20 protein-coding genes are annotated in these 25,317 nt (G+C 51.9%); 9 read left to right on the top strand and 11 right to left on the bottom strand.

Annotated features, from left to right (window positions below):
• Positions 1 to 301: 301 nt before the first annotated feature.
• The 6 genes from caiT to caiE all read left to right on the top strand — a co-directional run bounded on the left by caiT (position 302) and on the right by caiE (position 7,452).
• Positions 302 to 1,816, top strand: coding sequence for an L-carnitine/gamma-butyrobetaine antiporter (gene caiT, locus ACJHWR_RS06145; protein WP_000787109.1), 1,515 nt, complete (start codon positions 302 to 304; stop codon positions 1,814 to 1,816).
• Between the two features lie 30 nt (positions 1,817 to 1,846).
• Positions 1,847 to 2,989: a crotonobetainyl-CoA dehydrogenase gene (gene caiA, locus ACJHWR_RS06140; RefSeq protein ID WP_000347117.1), complete on the top strand. Its 1,143-nt coding sequence runs from the start codon at positions 1,847 to 1,849 to the stop codon at positions 2,987 to 2,989.
• A gap of 128 nt (positions 2,990 to 3,117) precedes the next feature.
• Positions 3,118 to 4,335 (top strand): L-carnitine CoA-transferase, encoded by a 1,218-nt coding sequence (caiB, locus tag ACJHWR_RS06135; RefSeq protein ID WP_000349942.1) that lies wholly within the window; start codon positions 3,118 to 3,120, stop codon positions 4,333 to 4,335.
• 73 nt (positions 4,336 to 4,408) lie between these two features.
• On the top strand, positions 4,409 to 5,962 hold the full coding sequence (gene caiC / locus ACJHWR_RS06130) for a crotonobetaine/carnitine-CoA ligase (protein ID WP_001361347.1): 1,554 nt from the start codon (positions 4,409 to 4,411) through the stop codon (positions 5,960 to 5,962).
• A 108-nt stretch (positions 5,963 to 6,070) separates the two neighbouring features.
• Entirely contained in the window at positions 6,071 to 6,856 is a 786-nt protein-coding gene (caiD, locus tag ACJHWR_RS06125) for a crotonobetainyl-CoA hydratase (RefSeq protein ID WP_001361348.1), read from the top strand.
• Between the two features lie 5 nt (positions 6,857 to 6,861).
• Positions 6,862 to 7,452, top strand: a complete 591-nt coding sequence (gene caiE, locus ACJHWR_RS06120; RefSeq protein WP_000122898.1) for a carnitine operon protein CaiE — start codon at positions 6,862 to 6,864, stop codon at positions 7,450 to 7,452.
• A gap of 118 nt (positions 7,453 to 7,570) precedes the next feature.
• Here the strand turns inward: caiE and caiF are convergent, their stop codons facing one another.
• The 11 genes from caiF to ACJHWR_RS06065 form a co-directional block, all read right to left on the bottom strand.
• Positions 7,571 to 7,966 (bottom strand): carnitine metabolism transcriptional regulator CaiF, encoded by a 396-nt coding sequence (caiF, locus tag ACJHWR_RS06115; RefSeq protein WP_000333125.1) that lies wholly within the window; start codon positions 7,964 to 7,966, stop codon positions 7,571 to 7,573.
• Between the two features lie 260 nt (positions 7,967 to 8,226).
• Complete coding sequence (gene carB / locus ACJHWR_RS06110; RefSeq protein ID WP_001126397.1) at positions 8,227 to 11,448, bottom strand: carbamoyl-phosphate synthase large subunit; 3,222 nt, start codon at positions 11,446 to 11,448, stop codon at positions 8,227 to 8,229.
• Between the two features lie 17 nt (positions 11,449 to 11,465).
• On the bottom strand, positions 11,466 to 12,614 hold the full coding sequence (gene carA / locus ACJHWR_RS06105; RefSeq protein WP_001445800.1) for a glutamine-hydrolyzing carbamoyl-phosphate synthase small subunit: 1,149 nt from the start codon (positions 12,612 to 12,614) through the stop codon (positions 11,466 to 11,468).
• A gap of 455 nt (positions 12,615 to 13,069) precedes the next feature.
• Positions 13,070 to 13,891: a 4-hydroxy-tetrahydrodipicolinate reductase gene (gene dapB, locus ACJHWR_RS06100; protein ID WP_000543585.1), complete on the bottom strand. Its 822-nt coding sequence runs from the start codon at positions 13,889 to 13,891 to the stop codon at positions 13,070 to 13,072.
• Positions 13,892 to 14,057: 166 nt separating this feature from the next.
• On the bottom strand, positions 14,058 to 14,972 hold the full coding sequence (gene rihC / locus ACJHWR_RS06095) for a ribonucleoside hydrolase RihC (RefSeq protein WP_001239161.1): 915 nt from the start codon (positions 14,970 to 14,972) through the stop codon (positions 14,058 to 14,060).
• Positions 14,973 to 15,037: 65 nt separating this feature from the next.
• A complete protein-coding gene (ispH, locus tag ACJHWR_RS06090) occupies positions 15,038 to 15,988 on the bottom strand; it encodes a 4-hydroxy-3-methylbut-2-enyl diphosphate reductase (RefSeq protein WP_001166395.1) in 951 nt (316 codons plus the stop codon).
• 1 nt (position 15,989) lies between these two features.
• Entirely contained in the window at positions 15,990 to 16,439 is a 450-nt protein-coding gene (fkpB, locus tag ACJHWR_RS06085) for an FKBP-type peptidyl-prolyl cis-trans isomerase (RefSeq protein ID WP_000004655.1), read from the bottom strand.
• Between the two features lie 87 nt (positions 16,440 to 16,526).
• Complete coding sequence (gene lspA, locus ACJHWR_RS06080; protein ID WP_000083369.1) at positions 16,527 to 17,021, bottom strand: signal peptidase II; 495 nt, start codon at positions 17,019 to 17,021, stop codon at positions 16,527 to 16,529.
• Positions 17,021 to 19,837 carry an isoleucine--tRNA ligase gene (gene ileS / locus ACJHWR_RS06075; RefSeq protein ID WP_001286881.1) on the bottom strand — a complete coding sequence of 939 codons (2,817 nt, stop codon included), beginning with the start codon at positions 19,835 to 19,837 and terminating at the stop codon, positions 17,021 to 17,023. Before ileS ends, lspA begins: the two co-directional genes overlap by 1 nt.
• Before the next feature lie 42 nt (positions 19,838 to 19,879).
• Positions 19,880 to 20,821 carry a bifunctional riboflavin kinase/FAD synthetase gene (gene ribF / locus ACJHWR_RS06070; protein WP_000767324.1) on the bottom strand — a complete coding sequence of 314 codons (942 nt, stop codon included), beginning with the start codon at positions 20,819 to 20,821 and terminating at the stop codon, positions 19,880 to 19,882.
• Between the two features lie 7 nt (positions 20,822 to 20,828).
• Positions 20,829 to 21,047, bottom strand: a complete 219-nt coding sequence (locus ACJHWR_RS06065) for a DUF2575 family protein (RefSeq protein WP_001300728.1) — start codon at positions 21,045 to 21,047, stop codon at positions 20,829 to 20,831.
• A gap of 102 nt (positions 21,048 to 21,149) precedes the next feature.
• Here ACJHWR_RS06065 and rpsT point away from each other — a divergent pair, with 102 nt between their 5' ends.
• From rpsT to ACJHWR_RS06050, 3 genes are all read left to right on the top strand, one after another.
• Positions 21,150 to 21,413, top strand: coding sequence for a 30S ribosomal protein S20 (gene rpsT / locus ACJHWR_RS06060; protein ID WP_001274021.1), 264 nt, complete (start codon positions 21,150 to 21,152; stop codon positions 21,411 to 21,413).
• Between the two features lie 407 nt (positions 21,414 to 21,820).
• Positions 21,821 to 23,194 (top strand): MFS transporter, encoded by a 1,374-nt coding sequence (locus ACJHWR_RS06055; protein ID WP_000099997.1) that lies wholly within the window; start codon positions 21,821 to 21,823, stop codon positions 23,192 to 23,194.
• Positions 23,195 to 23,233: 39 nt separating this feature from the next.
• Entirely contained in the window at positions 23,234 to 25,273 is a 2,040-nt protein-coding gene (locus ACJHWR_RS06050; protein ID WP_000008159.1) for a TIM-barrel domain-containing protein, read from the top strand.
• The last annotated feature ends 44 nt before the right edge of the window (positions 25,274 to 25,317 follow it).

The raw sequence follows: 25,317 nt of genomic DNA, 5'->3' as shown, positions 1-25,317 counted from the left end.
CGTAGCAAAAAGAAATTTTCAATATTGTTTTATGGATCACCAATATTGAAAGTCAGATGCTATTTTTTTACTCACAATCAAACTCATCACATTGATAAACAATGAATATTTACACAAAAACGCCCTGTTTTTACCCGATAAAAAACTGTGACTAACATCACAGAATGCAGCCAATTGAATACCCATTATGAGTTAGCCATTAACGCGTCCACGAGGTTAATAATAATTATATTAAATGTTAACAAAAATAAAACAAACGGGAACGCAAAATAAATATTCGTTTTCACAGTGGAATTAACTCATGAAGAATGAAAAGAGAAAAACGGGAATAGAACCGAAGGTTTTCTTTCCGCCATTAATAATCGTCGGCATACTTTGTTGGCTTACAGTCAGAGATCTGGATGCGGCGAATGTCGTTATTAATGCTGTATTCAGTTACGTCACCAATGTATGGGGATGGGCATTTGAATGGTATATGGTAGTGATGCTTTTCGGTTGGTTCTGGCTGGTGTTTGGCCCGTATGCCAAAAAGCGTTTAGGTAACGAACCACCTGAATTTAGTACCGCCAGTTGGATCTTTATGATGTTCGCCTCCTGTACGTCTGCTGCCGTACTGTTCTGGGGATCGATTGAGATCTACTACTACATCTCCACCCCGCCGTTTGGCTTAGAACCGAACTCGACAGGGGCGAAAGAGTTGGGGCTGGCTTACAGCTTGTTCCACTGGGGACCTCTGCCGTGGGCCACTTACAGCTTCCTTTCTGTCGCCTTCGCTTACTTCTTCTTTGTCCGCAAAATGGAAGTGATTCGCCCCAGCTCCACCCTGGTGCCGCTGGTGGGTGAAAAACACGCCAAAGGGTTGTTCGGTACCATCGTCGACAACTTCTATCTCGTCGCCTTGATTTTCGCGATGGGTACCAGTCTGGGCCTTGCCACGCCGCTGGTGACCGAGTGTATGCAATGGTTGTTTGGCATTCCGCATACCCTGCAACTGGACGCTATCATCATTACCTGCTGGATTATCCTCAACGCCATTTGCGTCGCCTGCGGTCTGCAAAAAGGGGTACGTATCGCCAGTGACGTGCGTAGTTACCTGAGCTTCCTGATGCTGGGTTGGGTGTTCATTGTCAGCGGTGCCAGCTTCATCATGAACTACTTCACCGATTCGGTGGGGATGTTGCTGATGTATCTGCCGCGCATGTTGTTCTATACCGATCCCATCGCTAAAGGCGGCTTCCCGCAGGGCTGGACCGTGTTCTACTGGGCATGGTGGGTGATTTACGCTATCCAGATGAGTATCTTCCTCGCCCGCATCTCCCGTGGTCGTACCGTGCGTGAACTGTGCTTCGGCATGGTGCTGGGGCTGACAGCGTCAACCTGGATCCTGTGGACTGTACTCGGTAGTAACACTCTGCTGTTGATGGATAAAAACATCATCAACATTCCAAATCTGATCGAACAGTACGGTGTGGCGCGCGCCATCATCGAAACCTGGGCCGCTCTGCCACTCAGCACCGCCACCATGTGGGGCTTCTTCATCCTCTGCTTTATTGCCACCGTTACGCTGGTTAACGCCTGCTCTTATACCCTGGCGATGTCCACTTGCCGCGAAGTACGCGATGGTGAAGAACCACCGCTGCTGGTGCGTATCGGCTGGTCAATTCTGGTTGGCATTATCGGTATTGTTCTGCTGGCGCTCGGCGGCCTGAAACCGATTCAAACCGCCATTATCGCCGGAGGATGCCCGCTGTTCTTCGTCAACATTATGGTGACGCTCTCCTTTATTAAAGACGCGAAACAGAACTGGAAAGATTAATTAACCCCCAAAATATCAAGAGGTTGAAAGATGGATTTTAATTTAAATGATGAGCAGGAACTGTTTGTCGCCGGTATCCGCGAACTGATGGCCAGCGAAAACTGGGAGGCCTATTTTGCCGAGTGCGACCGTGACAGCGTCTACCCGGAACGTTTTGTCAAAGCACTGGCGGATATGGGTATCGACAGTCTGCTGATCCCTGAAGAGCACGGTGGTCTGGACGCGGGGTTTGTTACTCTCGCCGCCGTGTGGATGGAGCTGGGACGTCTGGGGGCACCAACCTATGTGCTGTACCAGTTGCCGGGCGGGTTCAATACCTTCCTGCGCGAAGGCACACAAGAGCAGATCGACAAGATTATGGCTTTCCGCGGCACCGGTAAGCAGATGTGGAACTCAGCGATTACCGAACCGGGTGCGGGCTCCGACGTGGGTAGCCTGAAAACGACTTATACCCGTAGAAATGGTAAGATTTATCTTAATGGTAGTAAGTGTTTTATTACCAGTAGCGCCTACACCCCGTACATCGTGGTGATGGCGCGCGACGGGGCTTCTCCGGACAAACCTGTCTACACCGAATGGTTTGTTGATATGAGCAAACCGGGCATCAAAGTGACCAAACTTGAAAAGCTCGGTCTGCGTATGGATAGCTGCTGTGAAATCACTTTTGACGACGTGGAACTGGACGAGAAAGACATGTTCGGTCGGGAAGGTAACGGCTTTAACCGCGTCAAAGAAGAGTTCGACCATGAACGTTTCCTGGTAGCCCTGACCAACTACGGTACGGCGATGTGCGCCTTTGAAGATGCGGCGCGCTACGCCAACCAGCGTGTGCAGTTTGGCGAGGCTATTGGTCGTTTCCAGTTGATTCAGGAAAAATTCGCCCACATGGCGATCAAATTAAACTCCATGAAAAACATGCTGTATGAAGCAGCGTGGAAAGCAGACAACGGCACCATCACCTCTGGCGATGCAGCGATGTGCAAATACTTCTGCGCCAATGCGGCATTTGAAGTGGTGGATAGCGCAATGCAGGTGCTGGGCGGTGTCGGGATTGCGGGCAACCACCGCATCAGCCGCTTCTGGCGTGACCTGCGTGTAGACCGCGTTTCCGGAGGATCTGACGAAATGCAGATCCTGACGCTGGGTCGCGCGGTGCTGAAGCAATACCGCTAAGTCCGTGCGCTGCCTGATGCGACGCTGACGCGTCTTATCAGACCTACGGGAGCACGAATGTAGGCCGGATAAAGCGTTTACGCCGCATCCGGCAGTCATTCGCTACATAAATTTTTCAGGAGCTAATAATGGATCATCTACCCATGCCGAAATTCGGGCCGTTGGCCGGATTGCGCGTTGTCTTCTCCGGTATCGAAATCGCCGGACCGTTTGCCGGGCAAATGTTCGCAGAATGGGGTGCGGAAGTTATCTGGATCGAGAACGTCGCCTGGGCCGACACCATTCGCGTTCAACCGAACTACCCGCAACTCTCCCGCCGCAATTTGCACGCGCTGTCGTTAAATATTTTCAAAGATGAAGGCCGCGAAGCGTTTCTGAAATTAATGGAAACCACCGATATCTTCATCGAAGCCAGTAAAGGTCCGGCCTTTGCCCGTCGTGGCATTACCGATGAAGTACTGTGGCAGCACAACCCGAAACTGGTTATCGCTCACCTGTCCGGTTTTGGTCAGTACGGCACCGAGGAGTACACCAATCTTCCGGCCTATAACACTATCGCCCAGGCCTTTAGTGGTTACCTGATTCAGAACGGTGATGTTGACCAGCCAATGCCTGCCTTCCCGTATACCGCCGATTACTTTTCTGGCCTGACTGCCACCACGGCGGCGCTGGCAGCACTGCATAAAGTGCGTGAAACCGGCAAAGGCGAAAGCATCGACATCGCCATGTATGAAGTGATGTTGCGCATGGGCCAGTACTTCATGATGGATTACTTCAACGGCGGCGAAATGTGCCCGCGCATGACCAAAGGTAAAGATCCCTACTACGCCGGTTGCGGTCTGTATAAATGCGCCGACGGCTACATCGTGATGGAACTGGTGGGCATTACTCAAATTGCAGAGTGCTTTAAAGATATTGGCCTCGCGCATCTGCTCGGCACGCCAGAAATTCCGGAAGGCACTCAACTTATACACCGTATCGAATGCCCTTACGGCCCACTGGTAGAAGAGAAACTCGATGCCTGGCTGGCGGCACATACCATCGCAGAAGTTAAAGAACGCTTTGCCGAACTGAATATCGCCTGTGCCAAAGTACTGACCGTACCGGAACTGGAAAGCAATCCACAGTATGTGGCTCGCGAATCAATCACTCAGTGGCAAACGATGGATGGTCGCACCTGCAAAGGGCCGAACATCATGCCGAAATTCAAAAATAACCCCGGACAAATCTGGCGCGGAATGCCCTCACATGGCATGGACACGGCTGCCATTTTGAAAAATATCGGCTACAGCGAAAACGACATTCAGGAGTTGGTCAGCAAAGGTCTGGCCAAAGTTGAGGACTAAACGCGTGGCGTCAGTCAGCTTGCCTGACTAGCGCCCGCCCAATAACAAACGAACAAAAATGGATAGAGGTGCAATGGATATCATTGGCGGACAACATCTACGTCAAATGTGGGACGATCTGGCGGACGTTTACGGTCATAAAACGGCGCTGATTTGTGAATCCAGCGGCGGAGTCGTTAACCGGTATAGTTATCTTGAGTTAAATCAGGAGATTAACCGCACGGCAAACCTGTTTTATACGCTGGGGATTCGCAAAGGCGACAAGGTTGCTCTACATCTCGACAACTGCCCGGAATTTATCTTTTGCTGGTTCGGGCTGGCAAAAATTGGCGCGATTATGGTGCCGATTAACGCCCGCCTGTTACGCGAGGAAAGCGCGTGGATCCTGCAAAATAGCCAGGCGTGCCTGCTGGTGACCAGTGCGCAATTCTATCCCATGTATCAACAGATTCAGCAGGAAGATGCCACGCAGTTGCGGCACATTTGCCTGACAGATGTGGCACTTCCCGCTGATGATGGCGTGAGTTCGTTTACTCAACTGAAAAATCAACAACCTGCCACCTTGTGCTATGCACCGCCGCTATCGACTGACGATACGGCGGAAATTCTCTTCACCTCCGGCACTACCTCCCGACCGAAAGGTGTGGTGATTACCCATTACAACCTGCGCTTCGCTGGATATTACTCCGCCTGGCAGTGTGCACTGCGTGACGATGACGTCTACCTGACGGTAATGCCTGCGTTTCATATCGATTGCCAGTGTACTGCGGCGATGGCGGCGTTTTCTGCCGGGGCCACCTTTGTGCTGGTCGAGAAATACAGCGCCCGCGCCTTCTGGGGACAGGTGCAGAAGTACCGCGCCACCATTACCGAATGTATTCCGATGATGATCCGTACCTTGATGGTGCAACCGCCTTCTGCGAACGATCAGCAACACCGCCTGCGGGAAGTGATGTTTTATCTCAACTTGTCGGCGCAGGAAAAAGACGCATTTTGTGAACGCTTCGGCGTTCGCTTGCTGACGTCTTATGGGATGACGGAAACCATTGTGGGCATTATCGGCGATCGCCCTGGCGATAAACGGCGCTGGCCGTCGATTGGTCGGGCGGGCTTTTGCTACGAAGCGGAGATCCGCGACGATCACAATCGCCCGCTCCCGGCAGGTGAGATCGGTGAAATCTGTATTAAAGGCGTACCAGGGAAAACCATCTTCAAAGAGTATTTTCTCAACCCGAAAGCCACTGCGAAAGTGCTGGAAGCCGACGGCTGGCTACATACCGGCGATACCGGATACCGCGACGAAGAGGGCTTTTTTTATTTCGTCGATCGCCGCTGCAATATGATCAAACGCGGTGGCGAGAATGTCTCCTGCGTGGAGCTCGAAAATATCATCGCCACCCATCCAAAAATTCAGGATATCGTGGTTGTGGGAATTAAAGATTCGATACGCGATGAAGCCATCAAAGCATTTGTGGTGCTGAATGAAGGTGAAACATTGAGCGAAGAGGAATTTTTCCGCTTCTGCGAACAAAATATGGCGAAATTTAAAGTGCCCTCTTATCTGGAGATCAGAAAAGATCTGCCACGTAATTGCTCGGGGAAAATAATTAGAAAGAATCTGAAATAAATGAAACGGCAGGGAACTACCCTGCCAGCTAATAATCACGCTCTAAAACAATATGCATTTTTTGCAGGGATGTTGTCGTCCCTGAAAAAGCAAAAATGGAGAAAAGGAATGAGTGAATCATTACATCTGACCCGCAATGGATCAATTCTGGAAATTACCCTTGATCGTCCAAAAGCGAATGCTATTGATGCAAAAACCAGCTTTGAAATGGGCGAAGTATTTCTAAATTTCCGTGACGATCCGCAATTACGTGTCGCCATTATTACCGGTGCCGGAGAGAAATTCTTTTCCGCGGGCTGGGATTTAAAAGCGGCAGCAGAAGGCGAAGCACCGGATGCTGACTTTGGCCCGGGAGGTTTTGCGGGATTAACCGAAATTTTCAATCTCGACAAACCGGTCATCGCAGCTGTGAACGGCTATGCCTTTGGCGGCGGCTTTGAACTGGCGCTGGCGGCAGATTTTATTGTTTGTGCCGATAACGCCAGCTTCGCCCTACCGGAAGCCAAACTGGGCATCGTTCCTGACAGCGGCGGCGTGCTGCGTCTGCCGAAGATCCTGCCGCCTGCCATCGTCAATGAAATGGTGATGACCGGCAGACGAATGGGCGCAGAAGAGGCGCTGCGTTGGGGGGTAGTCAACCGCGTGGTTAGCCAGGCGGAACTGATGGATAACGCCCGCGAACTGGCGCAGCAGCTGGTTAACAGCGCTCCGCTGGCGATTGCGGCGCTGAAAGAGATCTACCGCACCACCAGCGAAATGCCGGTAGAAGAAGCGTATCGCTATATTCGCAGCGGCGTGTTGAAAAACTATCCATCGGTTCTGCATTCGGAGGATGCCATTGAAGGGCCGCTGGCGTTTGCCGAGAAGCGCGATCCAGTGTGGAAAGGACGTTAACAACCGTGAGCTATTACGCCTTTGAGGGGTTAATTCCGGTGGTTCACCCGACGGCGTTTGTCCATCCCAGTGCAGTCTTGATTGGCGATGTGATTGTGGGAGCCGGTGTCTACATCGGTCCACTCGCCTCACTGCGTGGTGACTACGGGCGGTTGCTCGTGCAAGCGGGAGCCAATATTCAGGATGGCTGCATTATGCATGGCTACTGCGACACTGACACCATCGTTGGGGAAAACGGCCATATCGGGCACGGAGCGATCCTGCATGGTTGTGTGATTGGTCGCGATGCACTGGTCGGGATGAACAGCGTGATTATGGATGGCGCGGTCATTGGCGAAGAGAGCATTGTTGCCGCTATGAGCTTTGTCAAAGCGGGCTTTCGCGGCGAGAAACGCCAGTTGTTGATGGGTACGCCAGCCCGCGCTGTACGCAGCGTGAGTGACGACGAGTTACACTGGAAACGGTTGAATACTAAAGAGTATCAGGATCTTGTCGGGCGCTGTCATGCATCGTTACATGAAACGCAACCACTGAGGCAAATGGAGGGAAATCGCCCCCGTTTGCAGGGGACGACGGATGTTGCGCCGAAACGGTAACATCGTCGGATGCGGCATAAACGCCTTATCCGACCTGGCTGGAGAGCAACCGTAGGCCGGATAAGATGCGCCAGCATCGCATCCGGCGACCAGGTCGCACGGTATCATCGAAATGACATTAACGACGCATACTCTTTGACAACATCATCTGCCACTTCTGCTCGCGGTTAAGTTCCGTGAGCGGAACGGCAGGAATACGCGGCGTCTTTCTTACGCCGACTAATTTTTCCCGACTGTTATTGCGCAGGCGCGCGTAAATTTGCTCATCGATATCGACCACTTTAACCAGTCGCTGACACTGGCATCCCCGCCCTTCCAGCTTATTAGGGATCATCTTAACTTCGCAGCTTATTTCTGTGACTTCCGACAGAATATAAGTCAGGGTATTAACCGCCTTGCTGTGTTCAATATCGAAATGAATAGAGATCTCTCTTGCTATCACCCACCGATTTTCAGCCATCATCCATTCGGCGATTAACAAGTAGAGTGGTTTTTCAACATATCCTTCACACATACGAACTCCAGTTTCACAAATTAAAAGTCTGGCTATGACTCGTTTTGAAGCAATTAAACAAGGCCATATTAAAATTGTGGATATATCGATAGTATGCAACTTCACCGTCGATAAGTGTGAGCTAAATCCTGCTTATGTCATCAAAAATATCGATTCCCCAAAAGATTTACTTAATGGGCAAAAAAAACGGTCCTCATCAGAGAACCGTATTAGTTATTCGATCAAATTAGCGGATGAAAAATATCCGCCATGACACGCTATTATTTGATCTGCGCGTGCATTTCCTGCACCGAAATTACTTTTTCAGTCGCATCGGCATTCAGCGCCATCGCGGTAGCGAAACCACCGTTCAGGGTGGTGTCATAATGCACTTTATATTGCAGCGCACTGCGACGGATCACGCGGGAGTCTTCAATCGCACGACGGCCTGAGGTGGTGTTGATGATGTAGGTATATTCGCCATTCTTGATGCGGTCCTGAATGTGCGGACGGCCCTCATGCACCTTGTTTACCAGACGCGGATTGATACCCGCTTCGCCCAGCACAATCGCCGTGCCGTGGGTCGCATCCAGCTCGAAGCCCTGTTTCAGCAGTTTTGCCGCCAGGTCCACCACGCGTTCTTTGTCGCCTTCGCGCACGGAAAGCAGCGCACGACCGTGTTTCTTCATGGTGGAGTTGCTGCCCAGCTGCGCTTTGGCAAACGCTTCAGCGAAGGTGCGGCCCACGCCCATGACTTCCCCGGTAGAGCGCATTTCTGGCCCTAACAGCGGGTCAACGCCCGGGAATTTATTGAACGGCAGCACCACTTCTTTCACCGAGTAGTACGGCGGGATAACTTCTTTGGTTACGCCCTGCTCGGCCAGCGTTTTGCCTGCCATCACGCGCGCCGCCACTTTCGCCAGCGGTACGCCGGTGGCTTTGGAGACGAACGGAACGGTACGCGCCGCACGCGGGTTAACTTCAATCAGGTAGACTTCGTTGTTTTTCACCGCAAACTGCACGTTCATCAGGCCGCGCACCTGCAATTCGAAGGCCAGTTTCTGCACCTGCTGGCGCATCACATCCTGAATTTCCTGACTTAAGGTGTAGGCTGGCAGAGAACATGCGGAGTCACCGGAGTGCACGCCCGCCTGCTCAATATGCTCCATGATGCCGCCAATCAGCACCATTTCGCCGTCGCAGATGGCATCCACGTCAACTTCTACTGCGTCATCAAGGAAGTGGTCCAGCAACACTGGCGCATCGTTAGATACGCTGACCGCTGTCTGGAAGTAGCGACGCAGGTCAGCTTCGTCATAGACGATTTCCATCGCCCGACCGCCGAGAACGTAAGACGGACGCACCACCAGCGGGTAGCCAATCTCTTTCGCTTTCTCAACCGCCATTTCGATGGTGGTAACGGTGGCGTTCGCCGGTTGTTTCAGTTTCAGACGCTCAACCGCATGCTGGAAGCGTTCACGGTCTTCCGCACGGTCGATGGCATCCGGGCTGGTACCGATAACCGGTACGCCAGCCGCTTCCAGCGCGCGCGCCAGTTTCAGCGGGGTCTGACCGCCGTACTGGACGATAACGCCTTTCGGCTTCTCAATACGCACAATTTCCAGCACGTCTTCCAGAGTTACCGGCTCGAAGTAGAGGCGATCGGAAGTGTCGTAGTCGGTAGAGACGGTTTCCGGGTTACAGTTAACCATAATGGTTTCGTAACCGTCTTCGCGCAGCGCCAGCGAGGCGTGTACGCAGCAGTAGTCGAATTCGATACCCTGACCGATACGGTTCGGGCCGCCGCCGAGCACCATGATTTTTTCACGGTCGGTAGACGGATTCGCTTCGCACTCTTCTTCATAAGTGGAGTACATGTAAGCGGTGTCGGTGGCGAACTCTGCCGCACAGGTATCCACGCGCTTATAAACCGGGTGCAGGTCATACTGGTCGCGCAGCTTGCGGATTTCTGCTTCACGCACGCCCGCGAGTTTTGCCAGACGCGCGTCGGCAAAGCCTTTGCGTTTCAGCTGGCGCAGGAAGTCAGCGTTCAGGCCAGTGATGCCCACTTCTGCGACTTTCTCTTCCAGACGCACCAGCTCTTCAATTTGTACCAGGAACCAGCGGTCAATGTTGGTCAGGTTGAACACGCCGTCTACGGACAGGCCCGCGCGGAAAGCATCGGCGATATACCAGATACGCTCTGCGCCTGCATCTTTCAGTTCGCGGCGAATTTTGGTCAGCGCTTCCGGATCATCGAGGCTGACTTTCGGGTCGAAGCCAGTTGCGCCCACTTCCAGGCCGCGCAGCGCTTTTTGCAGGGATTCCTGCTGCGTGCGCCCAATCGCCATCACTTCGCCAACCGATTTCATCTGAGTGGTCAGACGGTCGTTCGCCCCGGCGAATTTCTCGAAGTTGAAGCGAGGAATTTTGGTGACCACGTAGTCGATGGACGGCTCGAAGGAGGCCGGAGTACGCCCGCCGGTGATGTCGTTCATCAGTTCGTCGAGGGTGTAACCCACCGCCAGTTTCGCCGCCACTTTAGCAATCGGGAAACCAGTGGCTTTCGACGCCAGCGCCGAAGAACGCGACACGCGCGGGTTCATTTCGATAACAATCAGGCGACCGTTTTTCGGGTTCACCGCAAACTGGACGTTAGAACCACCGGTTTCAACGCCGATTTCACGCAGCACCGCCATCGAGGCGTTACGCATGATTTGATATTCTTTGTCGGTCAGCGTTTGGGCTGGCGCGACAGTGATGGAGTCACCGGTGTGGATGCCCATCGCATCAAAGTTTTCGATAGAGCAGACGATGATGCAGTTGTCGTTTTTATCACGCACCACTTCCATCTCGTACTCTTTCCAGCCGATCAGCGACTCGTCAATCAGCAACTCTTTGGTCGGAGAGAGATCCAGACCGCGGGCGCAAATTTCTTCAAACTCTTCACGGTTATAAGCGATACCGCCACCGCTACCGCCCATGGTAAAGGATGGGCGAATAATGCACGGGAAGCCAACTTCAGCGGCAACCGCTAGCGCTTCTTCCATCGTGTGTGCGATACCGGAACGCGCGGTTTCCAGACCAATTTTCTTCATCGCTACGTCGAAACGGCGGCGGTCTTCGGCTTTATCAATCGCATCGGCAGTGGCACCAATCATGGTGACGCCGAACTCTTCCAGCACGCCCTGACGCTCAAGCTCCAGCGCACAGTTCAGCGCCGTCTGCCCCCCCATGGTTGGCAGCACCGCGTCCGGGCGCTCTTTTTCAATAATTTTGCGTACCACTTCCCAGTGAATCGGCTCGATGTAGGTTGCATCAGCCATTTCCGGGTCGGTCATGATGGTCGCCGGGTTGGAGTTCACCAGAATGACGCGGTAGCCCTCTTCACGCAGGGCTTTACACGCTTGCGCGCCAGAGTAGTCAAACTCACACGCCTGACCGATAACAATCGGGCCCGCACCCAGAATCAGGATACTTTTTATATCTGTACGTTTTGGCATGGCTCTTTTACTCCTGATTACTTAGCGGTTTTACGGTACTGCTCAATTAACTCGATAAAGTGGTCGAACAACGGCGCGGCGTCGTGTGGACCAGGGCTGGCTTCCGGGTGACCCTGGAAGCTGAACGCCGGTTTATCGGTGCGATGAATGCCCTGTAACGTACCGTCGAACAGGGATTTATGCGTGACACGCAGGTTTGCAGGTAATGTTGCTTCATCCACCGCAAAACCGTGGTTCTGGGCGGTGATCATCACCACGTTTTTCTCAACATCTTTAACCGGATGGTTGCCGCCGTGGTGACCAAATTTCATTTTGACAGTCTTCGCACCGCTCGCCAGCGCCAGCAGCTGATGACCGAGGCAGATGCCGAATACCGGAATATCGGTTTCGAGGAATTTCTGGATGGCGGTAATGGCGTAATCGCATGGGGCCGGGTCGCCAGGGCCGTTGGAGAGGAAGATGCCGTCTGGATTCATTTTCAACACATCTTCCGCAGAAGTTTGCGCCGGAACGATAGTCAGACGACAGCCTCTGTCCACCAACATGCGCAGGATGTTGCGCTTGGCACCAAAATCATAAGCCACAACATGGAACGGCAGCTCGTCTTCTTTCTTCGCTTCTGGCAGGCCGCCGGTCAGCGTCCAGCTCCCTTGTGTCCAGCTATACGTTTCTGCGGTGGTCACTTCTTTTGCCAGATCCATGCCGTTCAGACCTGGGAACGCGCGGGCTTTTTCTAACGCCAGCGCCGCATCCGGGTTATCGCCCGCGATAATGCAGCCATTCTGTGCGCCTTTCTCGCGCAGTAAACGCGTCAGCTTACGGGTATCGATATCGGCAATCGCCACGATGTTATGGCGCTTCAGGTAAGAAGAGAGGTCTTCGGTATTACGGAAGTTGCTGGCAATCAGCGGCAGGTCGCGAATCACCAGACCTTGTGCATGTACCTGAGAAGATTCTTCATCGGCGTCATTAGTGCCGACATTGCCAATATGGGGATAAGTAAGAGTAACGATTTGACGAGAATAGGAAGGATCAGTGAGGATTTCTTGATAACCGGTCATTGAAGTATTGAAAACGACTTCCCCAACCGCCGAACCTGTTGCCCCTATGGCCCGACCGTGAAACTGGGTTCCGTCTTCCAGAACCAATAGCGCTGACTTAATCAAAACACCCTCCAGAGAATATTCACTCACTTTATTTGCATATTAATTCACAATGATGACGTAAATCAATGCAAATCTGCTTACCGACGAATTTCTGGCAAACGGCGGCATTCTGGAGATATGGGAGCTAAAAGTCAACTTAATGGCGGGATTTTTTATATTATTTTGTGGCTCATGCATGTTTTACAGGCATTAAGCGACAAAAAGATCATATAACATGTTCTGGAAAACGCTTGCGCAGCAAGAAGATTGCATGAAATCAAAATGAGCAGAAAAAAGTGGACCAAATGGTCAAAATTTACATTAAAACAACAAAAACAGAATGCAAAACATGTAATTTTTGGCATTTACATTAAATTTAAAAGCATAACACTAAAAATAAAAGGGCCAAAAATTAAAGCCCTTTATATTCAATGGATTAAATGTGTTATTTTTGCATCACTATAAATATTTTGTGGTTACAGATTATTGAGATCAAGCACATCTCGCATATCAAAAAGACCACTTTCCTTACCACTCAACCACAAAGCCGATCTTACCGCACCGTTAGCAAATGTCATGCGGCTGGATGCCTTATGGGTGATCTCCAGACGCTCGCCAATATCGGCAAACATCGCGGTATGTTCGCCAACGATGTCACCTGCACGCACGGTGGCAAAACCAATGGTGCCAGGCACACGTTCACCGGTATGGCCTTCACGACTGTAGACCGCGCAATCTTTCAGATCTTTATCAAGAGCGTGGGCGATCGCCTCTCCCATTGCCAGTGCGGTGCCTGACGGCGCATCAACTTTATGTCTATGATGTGCTTCAATAATTTCGATATCGGTGTAGTCCCCCATCACTTTGGCTGCTTTCTCCAGCAGTTTAAGCATGACGTTAACGCCAACGCTAAAATTGGCGGCAAAGACAATCGCAATATCGGCGGCGGCGTCACGAATCGCCTGTTTACCGGCTTCGTCAAACCCCGTAGTGCCGATCACCATCCCTTTGCCATGCTGGCGACAAAAAGCGAGATGGTTCAGCGTACCTTCCGGACGGGTAAAATCGATAAACACATCAAAATCATCTTTTATCGCATCAAGGCTGCTTTGCACAGTAACGCCTGTTTTTCCTGCACCCGCCAGCTCACCGGCGTCGCTGCCCAGTAAAGAAGATCCTTCGCGCTCCAGCGCCGCGCCCAGCTGCACGCCTTCTAATGCCAGCGCCGCCTGAATCAACTGGCGGCCCATACGCCCCCCGGCTCCCGCGATGGCAACGCGGATGTTTGCATCATGCATAGCTATTCTCTTTTGTTAATTTGCATAGACCGTTTTCAGAGTAACCAGCGCATCGCTACGCCGCCAGCCAAAAACGCTGATAATTAGAAATTAATGATAAACAGGGAGGGATATCAGTGAAAGGCATGAGTCGATGAATGACTGCATGCCGATAACATGTGACAGGTTACGACGCCAGAGCCAGCACCTCAGCCACCCACTGCTGGAAACCTTTCACATCCAGATCCAGCGCCACCTGCACGTTTGCAGGTTTACTCAGGCAACCATCAATATCAACAACCGTAGTACCTGAGGTAAATTCACCCTGAGTTTCCACCGCCACAAAACACGGTTTGAGAGTGAACAAGTCTGGGCGCACCAGCCAGGCGATAGCGCAGAGATCGTGCATACGCAGACCGCTTTGCATACTGCCGCTACGGTAGTGGCTAAACAGGGCGTGCAACATTTTCCCGGTACGATTCAACTCCGGCAAAGTAGCGAGATAGTCAGGAGTTAATATTGCCTGATTGGTGACATCCAGACCGCACATAACGATTTCGATGCCGCTACGGAAGACACAGGCTGCCGCTTCTGGATCGGCAGCGATATTAAACTCGGCGTTTGGTGTACAGTTGCCGCGACCAGCAGAACCGCCCATGATCACCAGACGACGAATATACTGTTTACATTCCGGGCATTGTGAAAGTAACAGCGCAATATTGGTTAACGGGCCGATGGCCACCAGGGTAACAGGCTCTGGTGCACGCATCAGGGCATCACGAATCGCCAGAAATGCGGGTTTGTCCAGTGGGCTTCTGTTGTGCTCGACAAAGTCGTAGCCAGCCATTCCCGATTCACCGTGCACAGATGCTGCATTACGCGGTGCGCGTACCAGCGGCACAGCGGCTCCCTGGGCGAGCGGAATCTCCGCATTCCAGAAATGCAGCAGTTGCAGGGCGTTGCGGGTAGTTTTCTCTACCGAGACATTACCCGCGACGGTGGTCATCAGTTGCAGGTCAAGTTCCGGGGCAAAAATCGCGGCGGCAATGGCGACGGCATCGTCAATGCCGGGGTCAGTATCGAGGAAGATAGGTAAACGCATGTTTTCTCCATAAAAAATGCCGGTAACAAGACCGGCATTTTCGCATAACTTAGGCTGCTAATGACTTAATCGACTTCACGAATATCGACACGCAGCTCTTTCGGCACTTCGAAAACAATGTTTTCTTCACGGCCTTCCAGCGGAATGGCTTCACCACCACCCAGCTGCTGCAAACGTGCCACCACATTCTGCACCAGAATATCCGGAGCCGATGCGCCCGCAGTCACGCCGACGCATTTAACCTCTTTCACCCACTCTTCCTGGATATCTTTCGCATCGTCAATCAAAAACGCGCGTTTGCCCATACGTTGGGCCAGCTCCGCCAGACGGTTGGAGTTGGAGGAGTTTTTCGAACCGACCACCAGCACAACTTCCGCCTGTTCTGCCAGGGCGCGTACCGCTTCCTGACGGTTAGTCGTGGCGTAACAGATGTCATCTTTGCGCGGACCGACAATTTTCGGGAAGCGTTTACGCAGCGCGTCGATCACATCAGACGTGTCATCCACCGACAGCGTGGTTTGGGTCATAAAGGAGAGCTTCTCTTCGTTTTTGACCGTCAGTTTCCACACATCGTCTGGCGATTCGACCAGATACATTCCCCCTTCCGGGTTGCTGTACTGACCCATTGTCCCTTCCACTTCCGGGTGACCGGCGTGGCCGATGAGAATAGATTCTTCGCCACGGCGACTGGCGCGGGCGACTTCCATATGCACTTTGGTCACCAGCGGACAGGTGGCGTCGAATACCGTCAAATCACGGCTTTTCGCTTCGTTACGTACCGCCTGAGAAACACCGTGTGCGGAGAAAATCAGGATCGCGCCGTCCGGTACTTCGCTAATCTGCTCAATAAAGATAGCCCCACGCTCGCGCAGGCTATCGACCACGTAGCGGTTATGCACCACTTCGTGACGGACATATATCGGTGCGCCGTAAATGGCCAGCGCGTTTTCAACAATGCTGATAGCGCGGTCTACCCCGGCACAAAAACCACGCGGGTTGGCCAACAGGATCTGCATGTTACGCCTCCAGTGCCGGATCGATTTCCAGCACTTCAATATCAAAATGAACGGTCTGCCCGGCCAGCGGATGGTTGAAATCAACGGTAATGGAGTCGCCGTTAATTTCGCGGATCACGCCAGGCATCTCACTGCCATCCATTGCGGTAAAAAGCATGATTGCGCCAATTTCTGGCTCGCCTGCATCCATAAACTCACGGCGGGAGAAGTACTGAATCAGGTCTGGTGACGGCACGCCAAACGCCGCATCGGGCTCCAGCGAGAAAGTGGTTTTATCGCCCACTTTCAGCCCCAGCAGGTGTTGCTCCAGCCCTTCAGAAAGAGAAGCATCGCCCAGGCGGAACAGTGCCGGTTTACCATTGTTGCGGGTAGACTCGGCGGTGGTGCCATCGTCGAGTTTTAGCGTGAAGTGCACCAGGACGGCGCTATTGCTCTGTACAGATTCAGACATGCAGGTTTGCTCTTATATTTTGAGGATTTTTGCCGGATGCAGCCTACGATTTCGCAGCAATCTGTAGGCTGCATCCGGCAGGGTTTATTATTGTTTTTTCGCTTTAGAAGGCAAAAAACCTTCCAGCACAATCAGTGCCGCACCGACACAGATGGCAGTATCGGCAAGGTTGAAGGTAGCGAAGTGCCAGTCGCCGACGTAGAAGTCGATCATATCGACAACGAAGCCGTGCCACAGGCGGTCGAACAGGTTGCCCAGCGCACCGCCAATAATCAGCGCGTAAGCGATATTGTTTAGCTTCTGCGTGGCCTTCGAGCGATACATCATCACTGCCAGGATCACGCTAATACCAATCGCAATACCGGCAAAGAACCAACGCTGCCAGCCGCCGCTATCGGCAAGGAAACTAAACGCCGCGCCATAGTTACGCGCATAATGCAGATTAAGCGACGGGAACAGCGGGACCGTATCCCCCAGAGCAAAGTTCTGGAGGATCAGGTATTTGCTGCCCAGATCGATAATCAGCACGACTACCACCAGCCACAGCCAGCGTAGCCCTGTTGAACAGATCGATTGACTCATCAGGCAAACTTACGTTTTTCACCGTCACCGGCGACGTTGCTGACACAGCGGCCGCAGATTTCTGCGTGTTCCGCCACCTTGCCGACATCCTGGGTGTAGTGCCAGCAGCGTGGGCACTTCTCACCTTCGGCTTTACTCAACGCGACTTTCAGCCCTTTGAGTACTTCGCTCTGCTGAGCATCAGCAGGTGCATCGTTATAGTCTGCAACGGTAGCGCCGGAGGTCAACAGGACAAATCGTAATTCATCGCCCAGCGCGGTCAGTTTCGCCGCCAGTTCCGGTTCTGCATACAAGGTTACTGCCGCTTCCAGCGAGCCGCCCACTTTCTTGTCGGCACGCGCTTGCTCAATGACTTTGTTCACTTCGCCACGCACTTTCAACAGCTCGTCCCAGAACGCATCGTTCATCGCTTCACTGTCTGCCAGACCAAACAGGCCTTCGTACCACTCGCCGGTGAAGACGTATTTTTCACGTTCGCCCGGCAGGTAGCCCCACACTTCATCAGCGGTGAAGGAGAGGATTGGTGCCATCCAGCGCACCAGCGCTTCTGCGATGTGATACAGCGCAGTCTGGCAGCTACGACGCGCCACACTGTCAGCTTTGGCGGTATACTGACGGTCTTTGATGATGTCGAGGTAGAATGAACCCATCTCAACGGAGCAGAAGCGCATCAGACGCTGTACCACTTCGTGGAAATCGTATGCTTCGTACGCCTTGAGGATGTCTTCCTGTGCCGCTTTCGCACAACCTACGGCCCAGCGATCCAGTACCACCATCTCTTCCGGTTTCACCATATCTTTTGCCGGATCAAAACCGTTCAGGTTTGCCAGCAGGAAGCGCGCGGTGTTACGGATACGACGATAGCTGTCGGCAGCACGTTTCAGGATTTCGTCAGAAACGGCCATTTCACCAGTGTAGTCAGTTGATGCCACCCACAGACGCAGAATATCCGCGCCCAGTTTGTTCATCACATCCTGCGGCGAAACGGTGTTGCCGATGGATTTAGACATCTTGCGGCCCTGACCATCCACGGTAAAGCCGTGGGTCAGTACCTGACGATACGGTGCTTTGCCCTTCATCGCGGTAGAGATCATCAGAGAGGACATGAACCAGCCACGGTGCTGGTCTGAACCTTCCAGATACATGTCCGCAGCGTGACCGGCAAATTCCGGACGCACGTCAACAACGGAAGAGTGGGTAGATCCGGAGTCAAACCATACGTCGAGAGTATCCGGCACTTTCACGTACTGATCAGCTTCATCGCCGAGGATCTCTTTCGCATCGAGATCCCACCACGCCTGGATGCCGTCAACTTCCACGCGTTTAGCCACTTCTTCCATCAGTTCGAGGGTACGCGGATGCAGCTCTTCCGTGTCTTTATGCACGAACAGTGACATCGGTACGCCCCAGGTGCGCTGACGGGAGATACACCAGTCAGGACGGTTAGCAACCATCGACTCGATACGCGCCTGGCCCCAGTCCGGGATCCACTGCACGCCTTTGATCTCTTTCAGTGACTGCGCACGCAGACCTTTCTGATCCATGCTGACGAACCACTGCGGCGTCGCACGGAAGATGATCGGCGTTTTGTGACGCCAGCAGCACGGATAGCTGTGCTGCATTTTCTCAACGTGCAACAGCGCGCCTTTTTCCTGCAGCAGCGCAACAACGATGTCGTTCGCTTTGAAAACGTTCACGCCATCCAGCGTCGGGTAAGTACCCGGCAGATAAGTGCCGTCCGGGCCAACCGGGTTAGCGGTTTCCAGGCCGTATTTCTGACCGATCACATAGTCGTCCGGGCCGTGGCCAGGCGCGGTGTGAACGGCACCGGTACCGGCATCCAGGGTAACGTGATCGCCGAGGATTGCCGGAACGTCGAAGCCCATAAACGGATGGGTAAAGCGCAGCAGCTCAAGCTCTGCACCTTTTACCGTGCCGAGAATGGTGTAATCGGTCACGCCGATACGCTGCATTACGCTTTCAACCAGATCTTTTGCCAGAATCACGGCCTGACCGTCGATCTGCACCAGCACATAGTCGAAATCAGGTGCAATAGAGATTGCGCGGTTCGCAGGCAGAGTCCACGGCGTAGTGGTCCAGATCACCAGCGAGATTGGGCCGTTAACGTTGCTTACGGCAAATTTTGCTTTCAGTGCATCCTGATCGACCGCCTGGAAAGCGACGTCGATGGACGGAGAAGTTTTGTCGTAATACTCAACTTCCGCTTCCGCCAGCGCAGAACGGCAGTCAACGCACCAGTGTACCGGCTTCGCGCCTTTGTGCAGGTGACCGTTGCCGATGATTTTGCCCAGCGCGCGGATGATATTGGCTTCAGTTTTGAAGTCCATGGTCAGGTACGGGTGCGACCAGTCGCCCAGCACGCCCAGACGGATAAAGTCTTTGCGTTGACCGTCAACCTGGGTCGCAGCGTATTCGCGGCACTTGGCGCGGAACTCGGCAGCGGTGAATTTCTCACCCGGCTTACCGTATTCTTGCTCTACTTTCAGCTCGATCGGCAGACCATGACAGTCCCAGCCAGGCACATACGGCGAGTCATAACCGGAAAGCCCTTTGGACTTCACGATAATGTCTTTCAGAATCTTGTTAACCGAGTGACCAATATGAATGCTGCCATTCGCATAAGGAGGGCCATCATGCAGAATGAAGGTTTTTTTGCCTTTTTTAGCCGCACGGATGATGCCGTACAGATCATCATCAGTCCAACGCGCCAGCATTCCCGGTTCGCGCTTGGCGAGATCGCCACGCATCGGGAACCCTGTTTCCGGCAAATTCAGGGTTGATTTATAGTCACTCATCAGATTCTCGGTTCCGTGTTTCGGTTTGATTACATAACAGGCTTAAGCCGGTTTTGTTAGCCCAAAAAATTCGCGGGCGGTTAATTCATCACGCGCAATCTGCGCTTTCAGTTCGTCCAGCGACGCAAATCGCTGCTCATTGCGTATTTTTTTACGCAGCACTACTTGTATATGGCGACCGTAAAGGTCCATTGCAACATCTAACAAATGCACTTCCAGCTGCTGGCGAATACCGGCAACCGTTGGGCGTGTTCCGATGTTTGCCACGCCGGGTAACGGCTTTTCACCGAGGCCCAGCACTTCTACCGCATAAACCCCTTTCACCGGGGAAACCTGACGGCGTAGCGGTACATTCGCCGTCGGGAAACCTATAGTGCGCCCTAATTCATCACCGTGGACTACACGCCCGGAGATGGCAAACGGGTGCCCCAGTAAACTTTCTGCCAGAGCCAGATTGTCATCCGCCAGCGCCTGACGCACGGCGGTGCTGCTGATACGCACGCCACCTTCGCAAAAAGTTTGCGTACTGGTGATATCGAAGCCGTATTCCGCGCCAGCTTTCTGTAATAACAAGAAATCGCCTTCACGACCAGCGCCAAAGCGGAAATCATCACCTACGGCAAGAAATTTTACCCGCAAATGCTTCACCAGAAGATCGCTGATGAAATTTTGCGCGGTTAACGCCGCGAAACGCCTGTCGAAACGCACGCACAGCACGTAATCAACGCCACACTCTGCAAGGTAACGCAGTTTTTCCCGCAGCCGGGTCAGCCGTGCCGGGGCTTTATCGGTAGCAAACAGTTCCAGTGGTTGAGGTTCAAAAAGCATCACCATCACCGGTAAGTTGCGCTTGCGCCCTTCTTCCTGCAAGCCCTGTAACAGCGCGCGATGACCGCGATGCACGCCGTCGAAATTACCAATAGTCAGCACACACCCTTCTTGCGGGGCCTGGCTGAGATTATGTATGCCGCGTATCAGCTTCATGTCTGGCTCAAAACAGTGAAAATCGTCCGAGTATACCTTGTACAGCGGTCAAGGTTAACCGGCGATTGAGTACCGAAATCAGAAAGAAGTGGCTTTTCATTGCCATGGCGCAAATCACGGGAAGAAACTGACCGCCTGCTGCAATTTTTATCGCGGAAAAGCTGTATTCACACCCCGCAAGCTGGTAGAATCCTGCGCCATCACTACGTAACGAGTGCCGGCACATTAACGGCGCTTATTTGCACAAATCCATTGACAAAAGAAGGCTAAAAGGGCATATTCCTCGGCCTTTGAATTGTCCATATAGAACACATTTGGGAGTTGGACCTTGGCTAATATCAAATCAGCTAAGAAGCGCGCCATTCAGTCTGAAAAGGCTCGTAAGCACAACGCAAGCCGTCGCTCTATGATGCGTACTTTCATCAAGAAAGTATACGCAGCTATCGAAGCTGGCGACAAAGCTGCTGCACAGAAAGCATTTAACGAAATGCAACCAATCGTGGACCGTCAGGCTGCTAAAGGTCTGATCCACAAAAACAAAGCTGCACGTCATAAGGCTAACCTGACTGCACAGATCAACAAACTGGCTTAATTGCCAATTTGCTGAAGCTTTGTGAAAAAGCCCGCGCAAGCGGGTTTTTTTATGCCTGCACGCCTGGAAATTTCAAATGAAAGGCATATCTCTTTTACTTATTTCTGCCGCCATATATTTCCCCAAGTATAAAACATTTAACATTTCATCATAAAAGTTAAAATGTTTTATTCTCTGATAAAACGTGAACTGCATAACAAAATACAGAGAAACAAAGCCAAAAACGAATTAACGCAAACTTAAAACGAAAAATTATAATTGTCGCCATCACTCTCCTTAACTAACCTCATTCCCACAACGTTGTTTAAATCATTAATAAATATGCATTAAGGAAAGTCAGTATGTATTTGCTTAGAAAATAAAAGCTTTTTTTCTGAGACAGGCATTCTTGTTCTGGAGAGAATATAATGAGTTCCGTCATTGAAACTACTCAATCAACTTCATCCGATTCCTTACCTTTAATACAGCGGATTAGCTACGGCTCACTGGATGTTGCCGGTAATCTGCTCTACTGTTTTGGCTCTACCTACATTCTTTATTTCTACACCGACGTAGCAGGGATTAGTCTGGCGGTTGCAGGCATAATCCTACTGCTGGCGCGCATTGTAGACGGTATTGATGCGCCAGTGTGGGGAATCATTATCGATAAAACCCATTCGCGTTATGGAAAATGCCGTCCATGGTTTTTATGGTTACCATTACCTTTTGCTGTATTTAGTGCGCTTTCTTTCTGGTCACCCGATATCAGCATGACAGGGAAAGCTGTTTATGCAGCAATATCGTACATGTTAGCCAGCATTCTGTTCACTGGGTTGAATACACCATTAAGCGCTATATTACCGCTGATGACGCTGTCACCAAAGGAACGCCTGGTATTAAACTCATATCGCATGACTGGTGGGCAAATTGGCGTACTATTAATGAATGCGACAGCATTGCCATTGGTCGCTTTCCTTGGTAATGGTAACGATAAAGCAGGCTTTATATATACTGCCATAGTCTTTGCCGTAATATCCTGTGCCTTAACGTTGTTTGCCTTTAAAAATATTCGCGAACTGGATACCGATAAAATACAGCAAGAACCACGACTGCCGATGAAAAAGAGTTTTTCGGCAATGAAAGGGAACTGGCCGTGGCTCCTGATGGTAGTGGCGAACCTTATCTTCTGGATTGCCCTACAGCAGCGCAACACTACTATTGTTTACTATTTAACCTACAATCTGGATCGCAAAGATCTGGTCCCGCTGGTTAACAGCCTCGCCACCATTCAGATCCTGTTTATCATTGCCATTCCGTTCTTCAGTCGCTATCTCACCAAAACCTGGATTTGGATTACCGGGCTGCTGGTTGCGATGTTAGGCGGGGGCCTCATGTGGCTGGCTGCCGACAGCATCCCTTTGATGATCGCCGCCTGGGTACTCGCCAATATCGGCAGCGGTATCGCCTGTTCTATGCCTTTCGCGATGCTCGGTTTCGCCGTTGACTTTGGTCGCTGGAAAACCGGCATTAAAGCTACCGGCATTCTGATCGCCTTCGGCAGCACCTTCTGCATCAAGATGGGCAGTGGTATCGGTACAGCTTTCGCTGCCTTTATTATGGACAGCTTTGGTTATATCCCCAACCAACAACAGACGGCTGCGGGGTTGGAAGGTATCAGCCTGGCATTTATCTGGGTCCCTGCGCTGCTCTTTGCTCTCGCGGCTGTACCACTGCTCTTCTTTCGCCAGTATGAAGCGATGGAAGGTCGTATCCAACACGATCTGCAAGCCCACAATCGTTGAATTTAATCAACATGCCACTTGCTCCTGGGAGGAACAATTATGTCGTTTATTAAGCAAGATCCCCACCGTCTGGTCTGGCAACAAGACGATCGTTATCTCTGGATTGAAGCCTGGGGCGAAAACAGCTTACGCGTGCGAAGCGGCCGCCATTTACCGGTAATGCGCAATGAAAACTGGGCGTTAACTCAGGATCCTGGCGATGCTGTCGCTCATATCACCTGGGATGAAAAACAGGCAACGCTGAGAAATGGTAAAATCACTGCCATCGTAAATCTTCAGGGCCAGCTCTCTTTCTGGCGTAATGATGATAAATGCCTGCTGCAAGAGTTCTGGCGTCAACGTGGCGAAATTGGTGAAGATGAGTCAGCACACGGCCAATATGTGAGCGCTCTTAATCTACAGGCCCGTGAATTCAAGCCTATTCCTGGCGGGAAATTTACGATTAAGGCACGATTTGAAGCCAACGATGGCGAGAAACTCTTTGGCATGGGTCAGTATCAGCAACCAAACCTGGATTTAAAAGGTTGCATGCTGGAGCTGGCACAACGTAACTCGCAGGCTTCTGTTCCCTTCCTGCTATCAAATCAGGGTTATGGTTTTCTGTGGAATAACCCAGCAATTGGCCGCGTCACCTTCGCGCAAAACGGTACGGAATGGGTAGCAGAAGTCAGTGAACAACTGGACTACTGGATCACTGCGGGCGATACTCCGGCTGAGATCAGTGAAGCCTATGCACGAGTAACCGGTACGCCACCGATGATGCCTGATTACGCAATGGGGTTCTGGCAATGCAAGCTTCGCTATCGTAATCAACAAGAATTGTTAGAAGTCGCACGCGGCTACAAGCAACGCAATCTTCCGATCTCGGTGATTGTCATCGATTTCTTCCATTGGCCGAATCAGGGTGACTGGATGTTCGATCTGCGTGACTGGCCCGATCCCGATGCGATGATCGCCGAATTAAAAGAAATGGGTATCGAACTGATGGTTTCATTCTGGCCTACCGTAGATAACCGTACCGAGAGTTATCGGGAGATGAAAGAAAACGGCTGGCTAGTCCACACCGAGCGTGGTTTGCCTATCAATATGGATTTCCTTGGCAACACCACGTTCTTTGATGCGACACATCCTGGCGCACGGGAATATGTCTGGAACAAAGCCAAACGCAATTATTACGATAAAGGCGTGAAACTGTTCTGGCTGGATGAAGCCGAGCCAGAGTTCGGTGTTTACGATTATGACAACTATCGTTACTACGCAGGGCCAGTGCTGGAAGTCGGTAATATCTATCCGCGTATGTACGCCAAAACGTTCTTCGATGGCATGCAGGCAGCCGGAGAAAAGCAGGTGATCAATTTGCTACGCTGCGCCTGGGCCGGTAGTCAGAAATATGGTGCCCTGGTGTGGTCAGGCGATATCCACTCCTCCTTCCGTTCTCTGCGCAATCAGTTTGCTGCGGGGCTGAACATGGGAATTGCCGGGATCCCGTGGTGGACGACGGATATTGGCGGTTTCCACGGTGGCAACATACATGATCCAAAATTTCATGAACTGCTTATTCGCTGGTTCCAGTGGGGGGTATTCAGCCCAGTAATGCGTTTACATGGCAACCGCGACCCGCAAGTTTTGCCTGAACAACCCTATCGTGATGGCATCGCACAATGTCCGACTGGCGCGCCGAATGAAGTCTGGAGCTATGGTGAAGAAACCGGTGAAATTCTCACTTCCTGCCTGCAGTTGCGTGAGAAGCTGAAACCTTATATCAGTAAAATTATGGCTGAGACGCACGAGAAGAACAGCCCGGTAATGCGCACGATGTTCTTTGAGTTTCCAGACCAGGCAGAAAGCTGGAATATTTATGATCAGTACTGCTTTGGCCCGGACCTTCTCGTTGCCCCTGTAATGCACGAAGGTACACGTTCACGTGATGTCTGGTTGCCTGCCGGAGAGACATGGATCGATTTTTATACCCATGAACACTACGCGGGTGGGCAAAAGCTTCATCATTGCGCGCCGCTGCACCAGATACCGGTATTCATTCGTGAGAAAGGGAAATATCGCCAGTTATTACCCGTTTAAAGGACATCGTTTGTTCATTAGCACGCCCCGTATATAGCGGGGCG

Origin of the sequence: Escherichia sp. WS568, from assembly GCF_046486085.1 — a bacterium.
GTDB lineage: Bacteria > Pseudomonadota > Gammaproteobacteria > Enterobacterales > Enterobacteriaceae > Escherichia > Escherichia coli.
Note: the sequence above shows the minus strand (reverse complement) of the source record. Positions and strands in the feature narration are given on the sequence as shown.